Below are 16,106 nucleotides of genomic sequence, written 5' to 3'. Positions count from 1 at the left end.
GTTTTGCTATTCGTGAAGGTGGTCGTACTGTTGGTGCCGGTATCGTCTCTAAGATCATTGAATAAATAATGCTTGTTGAGTGCTTTGATTATTGAAGGCACTTTGTATAACAGGGAAATAAAGAGCATGAACAGTCAGAATATTCGCATTCGCTTGAAAGCGTTTGATCATAGAATTCTTGATACGTCGACGCGTGAGATCGTATCGACTGCTAAACGTACCGGTGCAAATGTCCGTGGTCCCATTCCGCTTCCGACGCGGATTGAGAAGTTTACGGTCAATCGTGGACCGCATATCGATAAGAAAAGTCGTGAGCAGTTTGAGATGCGAACACATAAGCGTCTTCTTGACATTGTTGATCCAACGCCGCAAACAGTGGATGCGCTTATGAAGCTCGATCTTTCTGCTGGTGTGGATGTAGAAATTAAGCTCTGAGGTTTGAGGACAGAAGGAACAGACCCGATGCGTTCAGGTGTAATAGCACAGAAGCTGGGCATGACCCGTATTTATAATGATGCTGGTGAGCATGTGCCGGTGACGGTACTTCGTTTGGAGAATTGTCAAGTCGTTGCTCAGCGTACAGTTGAAAAGAATGGTTATACTGCTGTTCAATTAGGTGTAGGCTTTGCTAAGGTTAAGAATACTTCACAAGCTCTTCGTGGACATTTTGCTAAGGCTTCTGTTGAGCCTAAAGCCAAAATAGCAGAGTTTCGTGTGAGTCCCGACAATCTTCTTGATGTTGGTACTGAGATTACAGTGGAACATTTTGTTCCAGGACAAAGAGTTGATGTGACTGGTACCAGTATTGGTAAGGGGTTTGCTGGTGTTATGAAACGACATAACTTTGGTGGGCATCGTGCTTCTCATGGTAATTCGATTACACATCGTGCTCATGGTTCTACAGGGCAGTGCCAAGATCCTGGTAAAGTTTTTAAAGGTAAAAAAATGGCTGGCCATATGGGGCAAGTGCGTGTAACAACACAGAATATTGAAGTTATTTCCACTGATAGTGAGCGTGGTTTAATTTTAGTGCGTGGTGCTGTTTCTGGTTCTAAAGGTTCTTGGATTTTGATACGGGATGCTGTGAAGAAGCGTCTTCCTGATAATGCTCCAAAGCCTGCTGGTATTCGCCGTCTTGTGAAGGAGAAAGCGGAAATGGTTACTCCGGTGACGGAAACCTCTGAGGTTGAGGGAGCCTAATAATGGATCTTGTAATTAAAACTCTTGATGGTAATGAAGCTGGCAAATTAAAGGTTTCTGAAGCTATTTTTGATCTTGTTCCGCGTGAGGATATTTTGCAACGTGTTGTTCGTTGGCAGCTTGCACGTCGTCAGCAGGGAAGTCATCAATCCCAAGGTCGTTCTGATGTGTCGCGAACAGGGGCAAAAATGTTTAAACAGAAAGGAACTGGGCGTGCTCGACATTCATCTGCACGTGCACCGCAGTTTAGGGGTGGGGGTAAGGCACATGGACCGGTGGTTCGTAGCCATGCGCATGATCTTCCTAAAAAGATTCGTGCTCTTGGGTTACGTCTTGCTTTATCTGCAAAATTAAAAGCAAAAGATTTAATTATTGTGGATGAGTTGACTGTTAAGGATGCTAAAACGAAAATGCTTGTTTCTCATTTTTCTAAGCTTGGATTTAATAACGCTCTCTTGATTGATGGTAAAGAGATTGATATTAACTTTTTTCGTGCAGCCTCTAATATCCCTAATATTGACATTTTGCCTATTCAGGGAATTAATGTTTATGATATTTTGCGTCGCAGCAAACTTGTTTTATCAAAAGCAGCTGTTGAGGCTCTTGAGGAGCGTTTTAAATGACAGATCTTCGCCATTATGATATAATTATTAGTCCAGTTATTACTGAAAAGGCGACTATGATTTCTGAATATAATCAAGTTGCTTTTAATGTCGCGCCGAAAGCGACGAAGCCTGAGATTAAGGCTGCTATTGAAGCGCTTTTTAGCGTAAAAGTTAAAGCAGTTAACACGATAGTCCGTAAGGGTAAAGTGAAGCGTTTCAAAGGTATAGTTGGTCGGCAGAGTGATGTCAAAAAAGCGATCGTAACTCTGGCCAGTGGTCAGACTATCGACGTTTCGACAGGTCTTTAAGAGGCTCGGAGATAGGAATAATGGCACTTAAGCAGTTTAATCCAACGACACCTGGGCAGCGTCAGCTTGTTATTGTGGAACGTTCTTGTCTTTATAAGGGAAAACCTGTAAAGATGTTAACTGAAGGTTTGTCTTCAAAGGGTGGACGTAATAATCGCGGTCGTGTTACTGCTCGTTTTCAGGGTGGTGGACATAAACGTAGTTATCGGTTTGTCGACTTTAAGCGTCTTAAACGTGATGTTTCAGCAAAAGTTGAGCGTTTAGAATACGATCCTAATCGTACCGCTTTTATTGCTTTAATCCGCTATGAGGATGGGCAATTGAGTTATATTCTTGCACCACAGCGTCTTGGTGTTGGTGATTCTGTTATGGCTGGTTTAAATGTGGATGTTAAACCAGGTAATGCTATGCCTCTTGCTAATATGCCTGTAGGTACAATTATTCATAATGTTGAGATGAAGCCAGGGAAAGGCGGACAGATTGCACGTTCAGCAGGTGCTTATGCGCAGTTGGTTGGACGAGATCATGGTATGGCTATTCTTCGTTTAAATTCTGGTGAGCAGCGTTTGGTTCCGAGTAGCTGTTTTGCAACTGTTGGCGCTGTTTCAAATCCTGATCATGGGAATATTAATGATGGTAAAGCAGGTCGGTCACGTTGGCGTGGTAAGCGTCCACATGTTCGTGGTGTTGCTATGAACCCCGTTGATCATCCACACGGTGGCGGTGAAGGTCGTACATCGGGGGGGCGCCATCCAGTATCTCCTTGGGGTAAACCTACGAAAGGTAAGCGTACGCGCTCCAATAAAGCTACTGATAAATTTATTATGCGTACGCGTCATCAACGCAAGAAATGAGAAAGGTAGTCTGAGGTGGTTCGTTCAGTGTGGAAAGGTCCGTTTGTTGACGGCTATCTTCTTGGTAAAGCAGAGAAGGTACGTTCAAGTGGGCGCAACGAAGTTATAAAAATATGGAGTCGTCGCTCTACTATTTTACCGCAATTTGTTGGTTTAACTTTTGGTGTTTACAACGGTAATAAGCATATTCCTGTTTCTGTTTCTGAAGAGATGGTTGGGCATAAGTTTGGTGAGTTCGCTCCTACCCGAACTTATTATGGTCATGGTGCCGATAAGAAAGCGAAGAGGAAGTAGGAATGGGAAAAGCTAAAGTTTCGCGCCAGCTTAAAGATAATGAAGCAAGAGCTGTCACGCGGACAATTCGTGTTAGTCCGCAGAAGCTTAATTTAGTTGCTGCAATGATTCGTGGTAAAAGAGTTAATGTAGCGCTCGCTGATTTGATGTTTTCACGCAAGCGTATTGCTGCTACTGTGAAAAAAACGCTTGAATCAGCAATTGCAAATGCAGAAAATAACCACGATCTTGATATTGATTCGCTTGTTGTGGCGGAAGCTTATGTTGGTAAGTCGATAGTGATGAAGCGCTTTCATGTTCGTGGTCGAGGGCGTGCTAGTAGAATTGAACGTCCATTTTCGCATCTTACTGTTATTGTTCGTGAAGTTACCAAAAAAGTGGAGGCCGCGTAATGGGGCAGAAGATCAATCCAATAGGACTTCGTCTTGGTGTTAATCGGACTTGGGACTCTCGTTGGTATGCTGATAGTGGTGAATATGGGCGCCTTCTTCATGAAGATTTGAAAATTCGTTCATATGTGCTTGAGGAGCTTAAACAGGCAGCTATTTCTAAGGTTGTTATTGAGCGTCCTCATAAAAAGTGTCGTATTACGATTCATTCTGCACGTCCTGGTTTGATTATTGGTAAAAAGGGTGCTGATATCGAAAAGCTTCGTCGTAAGCTATCAGAAATGACGGATGCTGAAACTTCATTGAATATTGTGGAGATTCGTAAACCGGAGATTGATGCGACAATTATTGCGCAATCAATTGCTCAACAGTTAGAGCGTCGTGTTGCTTTTCGTCGTGCAATGAAGCGTGCTGTTCAGTCTGCTATGCGTCTTGGTGCGGAAGGTATTCGTATCAATTGTTCTGGCCGTCTTGGTGGTGCTGAAATTGCTCGTATGGAATGGTATCGTGAAGGTCGTGTTCCACTTCATACCTTGCGTTCTGATGTTGATTACGGTACAGCAGAAGCTAAGACCGCTTATGGTATTTGTGGTATTAAAGTTTGGGTCTTTAAGGGTGAGATTCTTGAGCATGATCCGATGGCTTCAGAACGTCGTGCTACGGAAGCTGATCAATCTGGTTCTTCATCGAATCGTCGCCGCGAAAATGCTTAGTTTTTGAGATTGAACTAAAATTTGGAGTAGAGAACAATGTTGCAGCCAAAGCGCACAAAGTTCCGTAAACAGTTCAAAGGCCGTATTCACGGTTTTGCGAAGGGTGGTACGGATTTGAATTTCGGTGCCTACGGTTTGAAGGCTGTTGAGCCGGAGCGGGTCACTGCTCGTCAAATTGAAGCGGCGCGTCGTGCGATTACACGTTATATGAAGCGTTCTGGTCGTGTGTGGATTCGTATTTTTCCAGATCTTCCGGTTACATCTAAACCGACTGAAGTTCGTATGGGTAAAGGTAAGGGAAGTGTTGATTATTGGGCTGCACGTGTTGCTCCTGGGCGCGTCATGTTTGAGCTTGATGGAGTTCCGGAGGATGTTGCACGTGAAGCACTAAGATTGGGTGCTGCAAAGTTGCCTATAAAAACGCGTTTCATCCAGCGTATTGCTGAATAGTGAGGTTAAGCGATGAGAGCCACAGAATTACGGGCGCAAACGCTCGACCAAATGAAAGATGAATTGGCTAAGTTAAAGAAAGAGCAATTTAATTTGCGTTTTCAAAAAGCAACAGGTCAATTAGAAAAGACTGCGCGCGTTAGACAAGTTCGTCGTGATATTGCGCGTATTAAAACTTTTCTTCGTCAAAAGATAAGTGAAAGTAAGGTTTAAGGAAATAAGAGATGCCTAAACGCGTTTTGCAGGGTGTTGTTATTAGCGACAAAAGTGATAAGACTGTTGTTGTCAAAGTTGAACGCCGTTATTCTCATCCGCTTCTTAAGAAGACTGTTCGGCAGTCTAAAAATTATAAAGCGCATGACGAAAACAACCAATTTAAGATTGGGGATCAAGTTTCTATTCAAGAATCTAGACCAATTTCGAAAGATAAATGTTGGATTGTTGTAAAAGACAATGTAGCGTAATGAGTTAAGCTTATTGTTTTAGAATTTAACAGTGTGGTTATCATTGATAAATTTGAAGGCGATAACTTTATCGTTATTTGGCAGGCAAATCCGAGTGTGTAAAAGGTACAATCGGATATATGTGTTAAGAGAAGGTGGCCAGTCATGATTCAGATGCAAACAAACCTCGACGTTGCTGATAATTCTGGAGCGCGTCGTGTCATGTGCATCAAAGTGTTAGGCGGTTCAAAGCGGAAATATGCTTCGGTCGGTGACATTATTGTTGTTTCGGTTAAGGATGCAATTCCTCGTGGCCGTGTTAAAAAAGGTGATGTTATGAAAGCTGTTGTGGTTCGTACTGCTAAGGATATTCGTCGCGCAGATGGTAGTGTCATTCGTTTTGATAGTAATGCTGCGGTTTTAGTGGATAACAAAAAAGAGCCGATCGGTACTCGTATCTTTGGACCTGTTCCCCGTGAATTGCGTGGTAGGAATCATATGAAGATCATCTCGCTTGCTCCTGAAGTTCTGTAAGGAGTAAATGTTATGCAAAAGATTCGAAAAGGTGATAAAGTTGTTGTTTTGTCCGGTAAGGATAAAGGATGTAGTGGTGAAGTAATTAAGGTTAGTCCAAAAGAGAATAAGGCTTTTGTTCGTGGGATTAATATGATTAAACGTCATCAACGTCAAACGCAGAAGCGAGAAGCTGGAATTATTTCTAAAGAAGCTCCGATTCATCTGTCTAATTTGGCGATTGCTGATCCTAAAGATGGTAAGCCTACACGTGTAGGCTTTCGTATGAATGCAGATGGTAATAAAGTTCGTTTTGCCAAGCGTTCGGGAGAGTTGATTAATGGCTGAGGAAAGACAAATACCGCGTATGAAAGCGCATTATTTCGAAGTGATTCGTAAAGTGCTTCAAGAGAAGTTTAATTACAGAAATGCGATGCAAATTCCACGGATTGATAAAGTTGTAATAAATATGGGGATAGGTGAAGCAACTGCTGATTCCAAGAAACCTTCCCTTGCCGCTGAGGATTTAGGGCTAATAACGGGTCAGAAGGCTGTTGTTACGCGTGCGCGTAATTCTATTGCGACCTTTAAGGTTCGTGAAGGAATGCCTCTTGGGGCTAAAGTTACATTGCGTAAAGATCGTATGTTTGAGTTTTTAGATCGTCTTGTGACGATTGCTCTTCCGCGGGTTCGTGACTTTCGTGGTTTAAATCCAAAGAGTTTTGATGGTCGTGGCAATTTTGCTATGGGTATTAAAGAACACATTGTGTTTCCAGAAATCAACTATGATAAAGTTGATCAAATTTGGGGCATGGATATTATCGTTTGTACGACAGCAAAAACGGATGATGAAGCTCGTGAGTTATTGCGTGCTTTTAATTTTCCTTTTCGTTCGTAACGGCAAACGTAGTGAGGTGAAATTATGGCCAAAGTAAGTGCCGTTGAAAAAAATAAGCGTCGTGAGGTGATGGTAAAGCGCTATGCTGCCCGTCGTGCACGTTTGAAAGCAATAGTTATGGATCAGAAGGTTTCTCTTGAAGAACGTTTTAAAGCTTCTGTTCAGTTGGCAGAGTTGCCGCGTAATTCTTCGAAAGTTCGTATTCGTAATCGCTGTGAGGTTTCAGGTCGTCCGCGGGCTTATTATCGTAAATTAAAAATGTCGCGAATTGCGTTGCGTGAGCTTGGTTCTATTGGCTATATTCCTGGTATTGTAAAGTCTAGTTGGTAAGAGGAGATTATTTAATGTCTATGTCAGATCCTCTTGGTGATATGCTAACACGTATTCGTAATGCACTTGGTCGTAAAAAAGGTAAAGTAGTTACTCCAGCTTCGAAGCTTCGTGCGCACGTTCTTGATGTTCTTCAGTCGGAAGGTTATATTCGCGGATATAATCAAATTGATTTAGGTGATGGGAAAGCTGAGATTGAAATCGAATTGAAGTATTTTGAAGGGCTGGCTGCTATTCGTGAGATTTCACGTGTATCAAAACCAGGGCGTCGTGTATATGTTTCTGCTAAGTCACTTCCTCAGGTGGCAAATGGCCTTGGTATTTCGATTTTATCGACTCCTAAAGGTGTCATGGCAGATCATAAGGCGCGTGAACAGAATGTTGGTGGAGAACTCCTTTGTCGTGTTTTCTAAGTTATGTCAAGAAAACGGAAGAAAAAGTAGGTTAGAACAATGTCTCGTATTGGAAAGAAACCCATTTCAATTCCTTCTGGAGTTACTGCTACTGTTGAAGGTCAGCTGGTTAAGGCAAAAGGTCCAAAAGGTGAGCTGAGTTACGTCGTCAATGATGAAGTCTTAGTCAAACTTGAGGAAAATATCATATCAGTTATGCCGCGGGATCAGTCAAAAGATGCGCGTTCTAAATGGGGTATGTCGCGCTCAATGATTGAGAACATTTTTTGTGGTGTGAAAGATGGTTTTGAAAAGAGGTTGGAGATTAATGGGGTTGGTTATCGTGCTGCTTTGCAGGGTAAGGATGTTCAACTATCTCTGGGCTTTTCGCATGATGTGGTTTATAAAGTTCCGTCGGGTGTTACTGTGACTGTTCCTAAGCCAACGGAAATTGTTGTTTCTGGAATTGATAAACAGCAAGTTGGACAAGTTGCAGCGGAGATTCGTGAGTATCGTAGGCCTGAGCCTTATAAAGGTAAAGGTGTTAAGCATGCAGATGAACGTATCTTCCGTAAAGAAGGTAAGAAGAAATAAGGATTTTGTATTATGGTTTCATCTAAGGACATTATCCAACGTCGTGCAAGGCGTGTTCGTCGTAGAATTAAAATGGTTTCTCATGATCGTCCTCGGCTTAGTGTTTATCGTTCAAATCAGAACATTTATGCTCAAGTTATCGATGATTTGCGGGGATGTACACTTGTTTCAGCCTCTACTCTTGAAAGTGATTTGAAAAAATCGTTAAAGAGTGGTGCTGATAAAAAGGCGGCCTTTGCTGTTGGTAAGTTAATTGCTGAGCGTGCGAAGAAAGCGGGTGTTAATGAGGTGGTTTTTGATCGTGGAGCGTATGTGTACCATGGTCGCGTCAAAGCTTTAGCTGAAGCTGCTCGTGAAGGTGGTTTGAATTTCTAAAATTTCTTATTTATGAATGAGTAAGGAGAGTTTAGAGTATTTCGTTTAAGTTCTTCCAGTTTGATGAGGGACTTTGTTATCGTGCTTCCGGAAAAGAAAAAGGAATGAGGAATGGCACAAAAAGAACGTGGTGAGAGAGAAGAACGCGATAATGAATTTGTCGATAGGCTCGTTCATATCAATCGTGTTGCTAAAGTTGTAAAGGGTGGTCGGCGTTTTGGTTTTGCCGCTCTTGTTGTCGTTGGAGATCAAAAAGGGCGTGTGGGTTTTGGACATGGTAAAGCCCGTGAAGTTCCAGAAGCCGTTCGTAAAGCAACGGAATCTGCAAAACGTGGGATGATTTATGTTCCGCTTCGGTCTGGGCGTACATTGCATCATGATCTTGAAGGTCGTCACGGAGCTGGGCGTGTTTTGCTACGTTCGGCTTCTGCTGGTACTGGTATTATTGCTGGGGGACCGATGCGTGCTATTTTTGAAGCTCTTGGTATGCAGGATGTCGTTGCAAAATCACTAGGATCGTCGAATCCTTATAACATGGTTCGTGCAACATTTGATGCATTGAAACATCAAGTGCATCCTAGAGATATTGCTGCTCAACGTGGTATAAAGTATTCGACTTTGCAGGCGCGTCGTCGCCATTTAGTCGACCTAGAAGGGTAGTTTCTGAGATTATCAGAAAAGGAATTAGGAAATGGTTCAGAAAAAATCTCAGAGTGGTAAAACTGTGACTGTGGAACAAATTGGAAGCCCTATTCGAAACTCACAGATTCAGCGTGCAACCTTAAAGGGGCTTGGACTAAATAAAATGCGTCGTCGGCGCGTTTTAGATGATACACTTTGTGTGCGGGGTATGATTGCTCGGGTTCGGCATCTTGTTCGCGTTATAGATGAAGGTTAAGGGTTGCGGGAGTATTAGATATGAAACTCAATGAACTGCGTGATTGCGAAGGCGCAACAAAAAATCGTAAGCGTGTTGGGCGTGGTATTGGTTCCGGTATGGGTAAGACTGGTGGTCGTGGTGTAAAAGGGCAAAAGTCACGTTCTGGTGTTTCCCTTAATGGTTTTGAAGGTGGGCAAATGCCTATCTATCGTCGTTTGCCAAAACGTGGATTTAGGAATTTCTTTGCTAAAACCTACAATGAAGTTTCACTAGGACGTATTCAGTTGGCAGTTGATGCAGGTAAGTTGAATATTGAAAAGCCTGTTGATATGGTTTCTTTGAAAGAGGCTGGTATTATTCGTCGTGAAAAAGATGGGGTTCGTCTTCTTTCTGCTGGTGATTTGAAAACTAAGATTACCTTTCATGTTTCTGGTGCTTCACAAGCTGCTCGTGTTAAGATTGAAAAAGTGGGTGGTCAGGTTATTCTTCCTGATATTGCTCGATAATTTTTTAATATGAATAGAGACCTAAAGAAGAATGATATCTGTTTTGTGGGATCTTTTGTGGAGAATTGTTTAAGTTCTGCATTTGTTTATGTATGCATATATGAATTTTAGGATTATACTTCTGTGATTTAAAGAACTGGAGTGTAAAGTGGAGACGTTTTATGGCATCAGCAGCAGAGCAATTTGCTTCCAATATAAACTTCGGCACCTTTTCGCGTGCAACTGAATTAAAGAAACGTATCTGGTTTACTCTGTTGGCGCTTCTTGTATATCGTTTTGGCACTTACATCTCTCTTCCAGGTATCAATATCGATGCTTTGCGGCAAACATTTGAACATCACGCGTCGGGTGTATTAGGACTCTTTAATATGTTTGCTGGAGGTGCCGTTGGGCGTATGGCTATTTTTGCGCTGGGTATCATGCCTTATATATCGGCATCTATTATTGTGCAATTGTTAACATCTATTATTCCTTCTTTGGAAACTCTTAAAAAAGAAGGGGATTTAGGTCGTAAGATTATCAATCAATATACGCGTTATGTAACAGTCGTATTGGCAATCCTACAAGCTTTTGGTATTGCGGTTGCGCTTGAAAGCGGTATAGGGTCGGGGCTTCAAATTGTTTTAGAACCAGGTCTTATGTTTCGTATTTCTTCTGTTATTACGCTTGTTGGCGGAACGATGTTTCTTATGTGGCTTGGCGAGCAAATTACGTCACGTGGTATTGGTAATGGGGTTTCTCTTATCATTTTTACAGGGATTGTAGCCAACTTTCCTTCTACTTTTGCTCAGCTTTTGACAGCTCATAGTCAGGCTGATTTATCAACTTTTCTTTTAATAGGAATCGTTCTTATTGCTGTTTTGGTTATTGGGCTTATTGTTTTTATAGAGCGTGCGCAACGGCGAATTCTTATCCAATACCCGAAACGTCAGGTCGGTAATCAAATGTTTCAAGGAGATATGTCGCATCTTCCTTTAAAGTTGAATACTGCTGGTGTTATTCCACCTATTTTTGCTTCATCTTTATTATTATTACCTGCCACTATTAATAATTTTTCTGATAAAATGCCACAATGGGTTCAGGAGATTTCTTATGCTCTTGGTCATGGACAGCCACTTTATATGATTGTTTATGCATTTTTAATGGCGTTTTTTTGCTTTTTTTATACAGCTATTGTGTTTAATCCAAGTGATACTGCAGATCAGTTGAAAAAACATTCTGGTTTTATTCCAGGGATTCGTCCAGGTGAGCGTACAGCCGAATATATTGATTACGTTTTGACGCGTATTACTGTTGTGGGGGCACTTTATATTATCTTGGTTTGTTTGTTACCTGAATTTATGATATCTGCATTACAGGTTCCTTTTTATCTTGGGGGAACATCCTTGTTGATTGTTGTTACTGTTACACTTGATACGGTTGCTCAAATTCAGGGGCATCTTGTTGCCCACCAATATGAAGGGTTGATAAAAAAATCAAAACTTCGTGGAGGTAGAAGGAATCGATGAGAGTTATTCTTTTAGGTCCTCCTGGAGCGGGAAAAGGTACGCAAGCAAAAATGTTGACTGAGGAATATAGCATTCCTCATTTATCAACAGGGGATATGTTGCGTGAGGTGATTGCCAAAGAAACGGAGATTGGTAAAAAAGCTAAAGCTATTATAAGTTCTGGTGCTTTGGTACCTGATAGTATTGTTAATCAAATCGTATCAGATCGGATTGATGAAGCTGATTGTGTAAACGGTTTTGTTTTGGATGGATATCCGCGAACTGTAGGGCAGGCAGAAGCGTTGCAACAGATACTGGATTCAAAAAATACGCAGCTTAATGCTGTTATTGAGTTGTGTGTTGATGAAGACGTGTTGATTGAACGTATGAAGAAGCGCGTTGAAGAAACAATAGCGGCTGGTGGACAGGTTCGTTTAGATGACAATCCTGTTGCTTTTGCAAAAAGATTAGTAGAATATCGTGAAAAAACAGCTCCCTTATCAAAATTTTATTCAGAGAGGGGAATGTTGAAGGTTATTGATGGAATGATTGGTGTTGCTGAAGTGACACGTATGATTAGAGGGTTTCTTTCATGAGATTTTTTTAGAAATAAATGAAAAGAGTTGACTTTTGAGATGAAATCTATCAAAAGTGAATTTAATTTATTTTAGTGAAATAATAGGATTCGGAAGAATTTTTTTCTGAGTCTATTTTTTTCTATAAGGTATATCAGGTATTTTATAACAATTTGTCAAAAATAACTAAGGAGAGTAGGCGTGGCTCGTATTGCTGGCGTCAATATCCCGACAAATAAGCGTGTAATTATTGCGCTTCAATATATCCACGGGATTGGACCAAAATTTGCTCAAGAAATTATTGAAAGAGTTGGCATTCCTTTGGGGCGTCGTGTGCATGAGCTTTCAGATGCTGAGGTGCTGCAGATTCGTGAGGCAATAGATCAGGGGTATCAAGTTGAAGGTGATCTTCGTCGTGAGGTTGCTATGAATGTTAAGCGTTTGATGGATCTTGGTTGTTATCGAGGATTGCGTCATCGCCGGTCTTTGCCTGTCCGAGGACAGCGTACACATACGAATGCTCGTACGCGTAAAGGTCCGGCTAAGGCAATCGCCGGTAAGAAGAAATAAGGGCCTTTGTGGAAGGTTTTTATATATTCTTTTTCTTGTTTGATTTGTTTGACAAGGAAAAAAAGGTGGAGCTGCTGATGTTACGGCAGTGATGAGATCGTTGAAAGGGAAATTATGGCCAAGGAAGCCACACGTGTTCGTCGTCGCGAACGTAAAAATATTTCATCGGGTGTTGTTCATATTAATTCAACATTTAATAACACAATGATTACTATTACTGATGCTCAGGGTAATGCAATTGCTTGGTCATCTGCGGGAGCTCAGGGGTTTAAAGGTGCGCGTAAATCGACACCTTTTGCTGCTCAAGTTGCTGCGGAGGATTGTGCAAGAAAAGCGCAAGAGCATGGTATGCGTTCTTTGGAAGTTGAAGTTTGTGGACCTGGATCAGGGCGTGAATCTGCTCTACGAGCATTGCAATCTGTTGGTTTTGTCATTACTTCTATTCGCGATGTAACACCAATTCCTCATAATGGATGTCGTCCGCGGAAAAGGCGGCGTGTTTAATTGGGTGTTGTTTTTTGTTGTCGGAGATTTCTCTGATGTTCACATTGGTCGTTACGATTGAATGGTAACGGAACTAAAGAACGGGAATAAAAATATGATCCAGAAAAACTGGCAGGAACTTATTAAACCCAATAAGGTTGAATCATGTGCACATGATAATCCAAATATTATAAGTGTGATTGCTGAACCTCTTGAGCGTGGTTTTGGTTTAACGTTAGGAAATGCGCTTCGTCGCGTTTTGTTATCTTCGCTTCGTGGTGCTGCTATTACTGCTGTGCAGATTGACGGTGTCTTGCATGAATTTTCATCGATTCCAGGTGTGCGTGAGGATGTTACGGATATTATTCTGAATATAAAAGAAATTGCGCTTCGTATGGAAGAAGAAGGTCCTAAACGTGTCGTCGTTTATAAAGAGGGGCCTGGTGTCGTGAAAGCGGGAGATATCAGTACAGTTGGGGATATGGAAATTCTAAATCCAGATCATGTTATTTGTACTCTTGATGAAGAAGCTGAAATTCGTATGGAATTTATTGTCAACACAGGAAAGGGGTATGTTCCATCTGATCGTAATTGTGTTGATGATGCACGTATAGGGCTTATTCCAATTGATAGTCTTTATTCACCGATCCGTAAGGTATCTTATAAAGTAGAAAATACACGCGAAGGTCAAGTTCTCGATTATGATAAATTAACGCTCACGATTGAAACAAACGGTGCTGTTAATGGTGAGGATGCTGTTGCTTTTGCAGCACGCATTCTTCAGGATCAATTATCGTTATTTATTAACTTTGAAGAGCCACAGAAGGAGCCTGTTGAAGAGGCTGATTCTGAGCTTTCTTTTAATCCTGCTCTTCTCAAAAAAGTGGATGAATTAGAACTTTCAGTTCGTTCGGCAAATTGTCTTAAGAATGATAATATTGTCTATATTGGTGATCTGATTCAGAAAACAGAATCTGAAATGCTTCGGACACCGAACTTTGGTCGAAAATCGTTGAATGAGATTAAAGAAGTTTTGGCGTGTATGGGTTTACATCTTGGGATGGAGATTCCTGCGTGGCCGCCTGAAAACATTGATGATCTTGCAAAACGTTATGAAGATCAATATTAAAATTAGAATTTAAGGAGAGGGCTTATGCGCCATAGTAAGTCAGGACGCAAGTTGAACCGTACTGCCAGTCACCGTAAAGCGATGTTTGCAAATATGGCAACTTCGTTGATCGAGCATGAGCAGATTGTGACAACGCTTCCAAAAGCTAAAGAAATTCGTCCTATTGTTGAAAAACTTGTTACTCTTGGTAAGCGTGGTGGTTTGCATGCGCGTCGGCAAGCTATTGCAGCACTTCGTGATGCAGGAAAGGTTGCGAAATTATTTGATACGCTTGCGCCACGTTATGCATCACGCAACGGTGGGTATTTGCGTATTATGAAAGCGGGGTTTCGTACCGGTGATAATGCGCCCATGGCTGTTATAGAATTTGTTGATCGTGATGTTGAAGCGAAGGGTGCTGGGGATCGTGCTCGCATGGAAGCTTCTGAGAATGAAAAGGGAACATCTTCGTAGAGTTTTTTATTCTGTTGGATTTTTAAAGGCCGCCTTGTCTTGGGCGGTTTTTTTGTGAGCATTTTTAAGTTTGTTTTAGTTGAGAAATAGGTGCAGAGAGAAAATTATAGAATATTGAATTATCTTATTTTTATAATATTTATTGTTCAAATAGGTTGTTTTTATTCTCTATTATGAAATATTAATAGAGGTCCTTAATTTGCGGGGATACGTTTTTTTATTCTATTAATCTTCAACAGAATGTGCTGATTTTATAAGGAGTGGATTATGAGGTGTTCTTTTTGGGTGCGGATTTTTTTTGTAATTATGATGCAGATATCATTTGATCATGTATATGCTCATGTTCCTCAAACACAAACAGAAATCACTCTTTCATTTGCTCCTTTAGTTAAAAAGACAGTTCCATCTGTTGTAAATATTTATGCAGCTCGACAAATTAGAGCTAGATCACCTTTTGAAGGCGATCCATTTTTTGAGCAATTTTTTGGTCGTTTTCAAAATAAATTTCCTGTTCGTAAGCAATCGTCATTAGGATCAGGGGTGATTGTTGATGCACGTGGTTTGATCGTTACAAATTACCACGTCATTAAAGATGCAAGCGAAATTAAAGTGGCTTTTTCTGATGGACGGGAGTTTGAGAGTAAGGTCGTGCTCAAAGATGAAGCAACTGATATTGCAATTCTTGAAGTTAAGGAAAAAGATGCTCAATTTCCGGTTCTTTCTTTGGGAAATTCTGATACTGTTGAAGTTGGTGATCTTGTTCTTGCTATTGGTAATCCTTTTGGTGTTGGTCAAACAGTTACAAGTGGTATTGTTTCAGCGCAAGCGCGTACACGTGTTGGGATTTCTGATTTTGACTTTTTTATTCAAACAGACGCAGCCATTAATCCAGGGAATTCTGGTGGCGCTTTAATTGATATGAAAGGTCAGTTAATCGGAATTAATACGGCTATTTATTCGCGTTCCGGTGGTTCTGTAGGGATTGGTTTTGCTATTCCAGTTAATCTTGTAAAAGTAATGCTTGATACTGTTAAACGCGGTGGAAAATATTTTGTGCCGCCTTATATTGGGGCTTCTTTTCAAAATGTTACACCTGATATTGCTGGTGGTTTAGGTTTAGAACGTCCCTATGGTGCTCTGATTATTGAAGTTATCAAAGATAGTCCTGCTGAAAAAGCTGGATTGAAAGTAGGTGATGTTATTTTGAGTGTGCAGGGGGTACGCGTTGACAGCCCAGATAGTCTTGGGTATCGTTTGATGACAGCTGACGTTGAGCATAGTCTTGCTTTGGAATATTTACGAAGTGGAAAAACTTTAAAAACACAAATAACAGTTTCATCGATATCAGAAACTGCATTTTTAAAATCTGAAAAAATTACGGGTGACAGTCCTCTTGCTGGTGCTGAGGTGTTAGATTTAACACCGCAAAATAGTCGACGTTTTCATCTTCCTATATCTGCAAAAGGGGTTGTGATTACCAATCTTGAGGAAATGAGCAATGCTGCTGGAATTTTTCAGTCAGGAGATATTCTACGTGTTGTAAATGGCCATAAAATTCAAACAGTTCATCAGTTGAAAAAGGTTCTTATGCAAGGTCGCTCAAATATGTGGCAATTGGAATATGAACGTGATGGTATGTATATTCGCCAATTTATTCGTTGAGGT

Annotated in this window: 28 protein-coding genes and 1 pseudogene; all 29 read left to right on the top strand. The window is 41.1% G+C overall.

Annotated features, from left to right (window positions below):
- Nucleotides 1-65 (top strand): annotated as a pseudogene (locus tag ACFINZ_RS07275) (elongation factor Tu); the annotation flags it as partial.
- 61 nt (nt 66-126) lie between these two features.
- Complete coding sequence (rpsJ, locus tag ACFINZ_RS07270) at nt 127-435, top strand: 30S ribosomal protein S10 (RefSeq protein WP_005773267.1); 309 nt, start codon at nt 127-129, stop codon at nt 433-435.
- Between the two features lie 27 nt (nt 436-462).
- Nucleotides 463-1,200 carry a 50S ribosomal protein L3 gene (gene rplC / locus ACFINZ_RS07265; protein ID WP_273791404.1) on the top strand — a complete coding sequence of 246 codons (738 nt, stop codon included), beginning with the start codon at nt 463-465 and terminating at the stop codon, nt 1,198-1,200.
- Between the two features lie 2 nt (nt 1,201-1,202).
- Complete coding sequence (rplD, locus tag ACFINZ_RS07260) at nt 1,203-1,823, top strand: 50S ribosomal protein L4 (protein ID WP_375613145.1); 621 nt, start codon at nt 1,203-1,205, stop codon at nt 1,821-1,823.
- A complete protein-coding gene (locus tag ACFINZ_RS07255; RefSeq protein WP_273723987.1) occupies nt 1,820-2,113 on the top strand; it encodes a 50S ribosomal protein L23 in 294 nt (97 codons plus the stop codon). The genes rplD and ACFINZ_RS07255 overlap by 4 nt, the downstream gene beginning before the upstream one ends.
- Before the next feature lie 20 nt (nt 2,114-2,133).
- A complete protein-coding gene (gene rplB / locus ACFINZ_RS07250) occupies nt 2,134-2,967 on the top strand; it encodes a 50S ribosomal protein L2 (RefSeq protein ID WP_375611474.1) in 834 nt (277 codons plus the stop codon).
- Nucleotides 2,968-2,982: 15 nt separating this feature from the next.
- On the top strand, nt 2,983-3,261 hold the full coding sequence (gene rpsS, locus ACFINZ_RS07245) for a 30S ribosomal protein S19 (RefSeq protein WP_375617719.1): 279 nt from the start codon (nt 2,983-2,985) through the stop codon (nt 3,259-3,261).
- A gap of 2 nt (nt 3,262-3,263) precedes the next feature.
- Nucleotides 3,264-3,653: a 50S ribosomal protein L22 gene (gene rplV, locus ACFINZ_RS07240; RefSeq protein WP_375701278.1), complete on the top strand. Its 390-nt coding sequence runs from the start codon at nt 3,264-3,266 to the stop codon at nt 3,651-3,653.
- Nucleotides 3,653-4,363: a 30S ribosomal protein S3 gene (gene rpsC, locus ACFINZ_RS07235; RefSeq protein ID WP_273791408.1), complete on the top strand. Its 711-nt coding sequence runs from the start codon at nt 3,653-3,655 to the stop codon at nt 4,361-4,363. Before rplV ends, rpsC begins: the two co-directional genes overlap by 1 nt.
- A 36-nt stretch (nt 4,364-4,399) precedes the next feature.
- Nucleotides 4,400-4,813 (top strand): 50S ribosomal protein L16, encoded by a 414-nt coding sequence (gene rplP, locus ACFINZ_RS07230; RefSeq protein ID WP_375611475.1) that lies wholly within the window; start codon nt 4,400-4,402, stop codon nt 4,811-4,813.
- 12 nt (nt 4,814-4,825) lie between these two features.
- On the top strand, nt 4,826-5,026 hold the full coding sequence (rpmC, locus tag ACFINZ_RS07225; RefSeq protein ID WP_375606714.1) for a 50S ribosomal protein L29: 201 nt from the start codon (nt 4,826-4,828) through the stop codon (nt 5,024-5,026).
- An 11-nt stretch (nt 5,027-5,037) separates the two neighbouring features.
- Nucleotides 5,038-5,277: a 30S ribosomal protein S17 gene (rpsQ, locus tag ACFINZ_RS07220; protein WP_012231991.1), complete on the top strand. Its 240-nt coding sequence runs from the start codon at nt 5,038-5,040 to the stop codon at nt 5,275-5,277.
- 144 nt (nt 5,278-5,421) lie between these two features.
- Nucleotides 5,422-5,790 (top strand): 50S ribosomal protein L14, encoded by a 369-nt coding sequence (rplN, locus tag ACFINZ_RS07215; protein WP_004855715.1) that lies wholly within the window; start codon nt 5,422-5,424, stop codon nt 5,788-5,790.
- A gap of 12 nt (nt 5,791-5,802) precedes the next feature.
- Nucleotides 5,803-6,117, top strand: coding sequence for a 50S ribosomal protein L24 (rplX, locus tag ACFINZ_RS07210; RefSeq protein ID WP_375701277.1), 315 nt, complete (start codon nt 5,803-5,805; stop codon nt 6,115-6,117).
- Nucleotides 6,110-6,667: a 50S ribosomal protein L5 gene (gene rplE / locus ACFINZ_RS07205; protein WP_375611477.1), complete on the top strand. Its 558-nt coding sequence runs from the start codon at nt 6,110-6,112 to the stop codon at nt 6,665-6,667. Before rplX ends, rplE begins: the two co-directional genes overlap by 8 nt.
- A 24-nt stretch (nt 6,668-6,691) precedes the next feature.
- Nucleotides 6,692-6,997, top strand: a complete 306-nt coding sequence (rpsN, locus tag ACFINZ_RS07200; RefSeq protein WP_273791412.1) for a 30S ribosomal protein S14 — start codon at nt 6,692-6,694, stop codon at nt 6,995-6,997.
- Between the two features lie 14 nt (nt 6,998-7,011).
- Complete coding sequence (rpsH, locus tag ACFINZ_RS07195; protein ID WP_375629006.1) at nt 7,012-7,410, top strand: 30S ribosomal protein S8; 399 nt, start codon at nt 7,012-7,014, stop codon at nt 7,408-7,410.
- Between the two features lie 39 nt (nt 7,411-7,449).
- Nucleotides 7,450-7,983, top strand: a complete 534-nt coding sequence (rplF, locus tag ACFINZ_RS07190; RefSeq protein ID WP_273791413.1) for a 50S ribosomal protein L6 — start codon at nt 7,450-7,452, stop codon at nt 7,981-7,983.
- Nucleotides 7,984-7,995: 12 nt separating this feature from the next.
- The gene (gene rplR / locus ACFINZ_RS07185) at nt 7,996-8,358 is read left to right on the top strand and encodes a 50S ribosomal protein L18 (protein WP_273791414.1); all 363 of its coding nucleotides are present in this window, start codon (nt 7,996-7,998) and stop codon (nt 8,356-8,358) included.
- A gap of 111 nt (nt 8,359-8,469) precedes the next feature.
- A complete protein-coding gene (gene rpsE, locus ACFINZ_RS07180; protein ID WP_375617727.1) occupies nt 8,470-9,018 on the top strand; it encodes a 30S ribosomal protein S5 in 549 nt (182 codons plus the stop codon).
- Nucleotides 9,019-9,049: 31 nt separating this feature from the next.
- A complete protein-coding gene (rpmD, locus tag ACFINZ_RS07175) occupies nt 9,050-9,256 on the top strand; it encodes a 50S ribosomal protein L30 (protein WP_375611481.1) in 207 nt (68 codons plus the stop codon).
- 20 nt (nt 9,257-9,276) lie between these two features.
- Complete coding sequence (gene rplO / locus ACFINZ_RS07170) at nt 9,277-9,744, top strand: 50S ribosomal protein L15 (RefSeq protein WP_375617728.1); 468 nt, start codon at nt 9,277-9,279, stop codon at nt 9,742-9,744.
- A 161-nt stretch (nt 9,745-9,905) separates the two neighbouring features.
- Complete coding sequence (secY, locus tag ACFINZ_RS07165) at nt 9,906-11,252, top strand: preprotein translocase subunit SecY (protein WP_375617729.1); 1,347 nt, start codon at nt 9,906-9,908, stop codon at nt 11,250-11,252.
- Nucleotides 11,249-11,827: an adenylate kinase gene (locus ACFINZ_RS07160; protein WP_375617730.1), complete on the top strand. Its 579-nt coding sequence runs from the start codon at nt 11,249-11,251 to the stop codon at nt 11,825-11,827. Before secY ends, ACFINZ_RS07160 begins: the two co-directional genes overlap by 4 nt.
- Nucleotides 11,828-12,007: 180 nt before the next feature.
- The gene (gene rpsM, locus ACFINZ_RS07155; protein ID WP_026500557.1) at nt 12,008-12,376 is read left to right on the top strand and encodes a 30S ribosomal protein S13; all 369 of its coding nucleotides are present in this window, start codon (nt 12,008-12,010) and stop codon (nt 12,374-12,376) included.
- Between the two features lie 114 nt (nt 12,377-12,490).
- Nucleotides 12,491-12,880, top strand: coding sequence for a 30S ribosomal protein S11 (gene rpsK, locus ACFINZ_RS07150; protein WP_007347762.1), 390 nt, complete (start codon nt 12,491-12,493; stop codon nt 12,878-12,880).
- Nucleotides 12,881-12,974: 94 nt separating this feature from the next.
- On the top strand, nt 12,975-13,988 hold the full coding sequence (locus ACFINZ_RS07145; RefSeq protein ID WP_375611485.1) for a DNA-directed RNA polymerase subunit alpha: 1,014 nt from the start codon (nt 12,975-12,977) through the stop codon (nt 13,986-13,988).
- A gap of 24 nt (nt 13,989-14,012) precedes the next feature.
- Nucleotides 14,013-14,441 carry a 50S ribosomal protein L17 gene (rplQ, locus tag ACFINZ_RS07140; protein ID WP_273791421.1) on the top strand — a complete coding sequence of 143 codons (429 nt, stop codon included), beginning with the start codon at nt 14,013-14,015 and terminating at the stop codon, nt 14,439-14,441.
- Nucleotides 14,442-14,708: 267 nt separating this feature from the next.
- Nucleotides 14,709-16,103, top strand: a complete 1,395-nt coding sequence (locus ACFINZ_RS07135) for a DegQ family serine endoprotease (protein ID WP_375617731.1) — start codon at nt 14,709-14,711, stop codon at nt 16,101-16,103.
- Nucleotides 16,104-16,106 lie beyond the last annotated feature (3 nt).

This window comes from Bartonella sp. AA81SXKL (assembly GCF_042196945.1).
In the GTDB taxonomy this organism is placed as follows: domain Bacteria; phylum Pseudomonadota; class Alphaproteobacteria; order Rhizobiales; family Rhizobiaceae; genus Bartonella.
The sequence above is the reverse complement of the archived record's forward strand: the minus strand, read 5'-3'. Positions and strand labels throughout refer to the sequence as shown.

Excerpts from the sequence above, each read along its gene's own strand:
- rpsJ (WP_005773267.1), top strand. The coding sequence starts at position 127 with ATGAACAGTCAGAATATTCGCATTCGCTTGAAAGCGTTTGATCATAGA.
- rplC (WP_273791404.1), top strand. The coding sequence starts at position 463 with ATGCGTTCAGGTGTAATAGCACAGAAGCTGGGCATGACCCGTATTTAT.
- rplD (WP_375613145.1), top strand. The coding sequence starts at position 1,203 with ATGGATCTTGTAATTAAAACTCTTGATGGTAATGAAGCTGGCAAATTA.
- ACFINZ_RS07255 (WP_273723987.1), top strand. The coding sequence starts at position 1,820 with ATGACAGATCTTCGCCATTATGATATAATTATTAGTCCAGTTATTACT.
- rplB (WP_375611474.1), top strand. The coding sequence starts at position 2,134 with ATGGCACTTAAGCAGTTTAATCCAACGACACCTGGGCAGCGTCAGCTT.
- rplV (WP_375701278.1), top strand. The coding sequence starts at position 3,264 with ATGGGAAAAGCTAAAGTTTCGCGCCAGCTTAAAGATAATGAAGCAAGA.
- rpsC (WP_273791408.1), top strand. The coding sequence starts at position 3,653 with ATGGGGCAGAAGATCAATCCAATAGGACTTCGTCTTGGTGTTAATCGG.
- rplP (WP_375611475.1), top strand. The coding sequence starts at position 4,400 with ATGTTGCAGCCAAAGCGCACAAAGTTCCGTAAACAGTTCAAAGGCCGT.
- rpmC (WP_375606714.1), top strand. The coding sequence starts at position 4,826 with ATGAGAGCCACAGAATTACGGGCGCAAACGCTCGACCAAATGAAAGAT.
- rpsQ (WP_012231991.1), top strand. The coding sequence starts at position 5,038 with ATGCCTAAACGCGTTTTGCAGGGTGTTGTTATTAGCGACAAAAGTGAT.
- rplN (WP_004855715.1), top strand. The coding sequence starts at position 5,422 with ATGATTCAGATGCAAACAAACCTCGACGTTGCTGATAATTCTGGAGCG.
- rplX (WP_375701277.1), top strand. The coding sequence starts at position 5,803 with ATGCAAAAGATTCGAAAAGGTGATAAAGTTGTTGTTTTGTCCGGTAAG.
- rplE (WP_375611477.1), top strand. The coding sequence starts at position 6,110 with ATGGCTGAGGAAAGACAAATACCGCGTATGAAAGCGCATTATTTCGAA.
- rpsN (WP_273791412.1), top strand. The coding sequence starts at position 6,692 with ATGGCCAAAGTAAGTGCCGTTGAAAAAAATAAGCGTCGTGAGGTGATG.
- rpsH (WP_375629006.1), top strand. The coding sequence starts at position 7,012 with ATGTCTATGTCAGATCCTCTTGGTGATATGCTAACACGTATTCGTAAT.
- rplF (WP_273791413.1), top strand. The coding sequence starts at position 7,450 with ATGTCTCGTATTGGAAAGAAACCCATTTCAATTCCTTCTGGAGTTACT.
- rplR (WP_273791414.1), top strand. The coding sequence starts at position 7,996 with ATGGTTTCATCTAAGGACATTATCCAACGTCGTGCAAGGCGTGTTCGT.
- rpsE (WP_375617727.1), top strand. The coding sequence starts at position 8,470 with ATGGCACAAAAAGAACGTGGTGAGAGAGAAGAACGCGATAATGAATTT.
- rpmD (WP_375611481.1), top strand. The coding sequence starts at position 9,050 with ATGGTTCAGAAAAAATCTCAGAGTGGTAAAACTGTGACTGTGGAACAA.
- rplO (WP_375617728.1), top strand. The coding sequence starts at position 9,277 with ATGAAACTCAATGAACTGCGTGATTGCGAAGGCGCAACAAAAAATCGT.
- secY (WP_375617729.1), top strand. The coding sequence starts at position 9,906 with ATGGCATCAGCAGCAGAGCAATTTGCTTCCAATATAAACTTCGGCACC.
- ACFINZ_RS07160 (WP_375617730.1), top strand. The coding sequence starts at position 11,249 with ATGAGAGTTATTCTTTTAGGTCCTCCTGGAGCGGGAAAAGGTACGCAA.
- rpsK (WP_007347762.1), top strand. The coding sequence starts at position 12,491 with ATGGCCAAGGAAGCCACACGTGTTCGTCGTCGCGAACGTAAAAATATT.
- ACFINZ_RS07145 (WP_375611485.1), top strand. The coding sequence starts at position 12,975 with ATGATCCAGAAAAACTGGCAGGAACTTATTAAACCCAATAAGGTTGAA.
- rplQ (WP_273791421.1), top strand. The coding sequence starts at position 14,013 with ATGCGCCATAGTAAGTCAGGACGCAAGTTGAACCGTACTGCCAGTCAC.
- ACFINZ_RS07135 (WP_375617731.1), top strand. The coding sequence starts at position 14,709 with ATGAGGTGTTCTTTTTGGGTGCGGATTTTTTTTGTAATTATGATGCAG.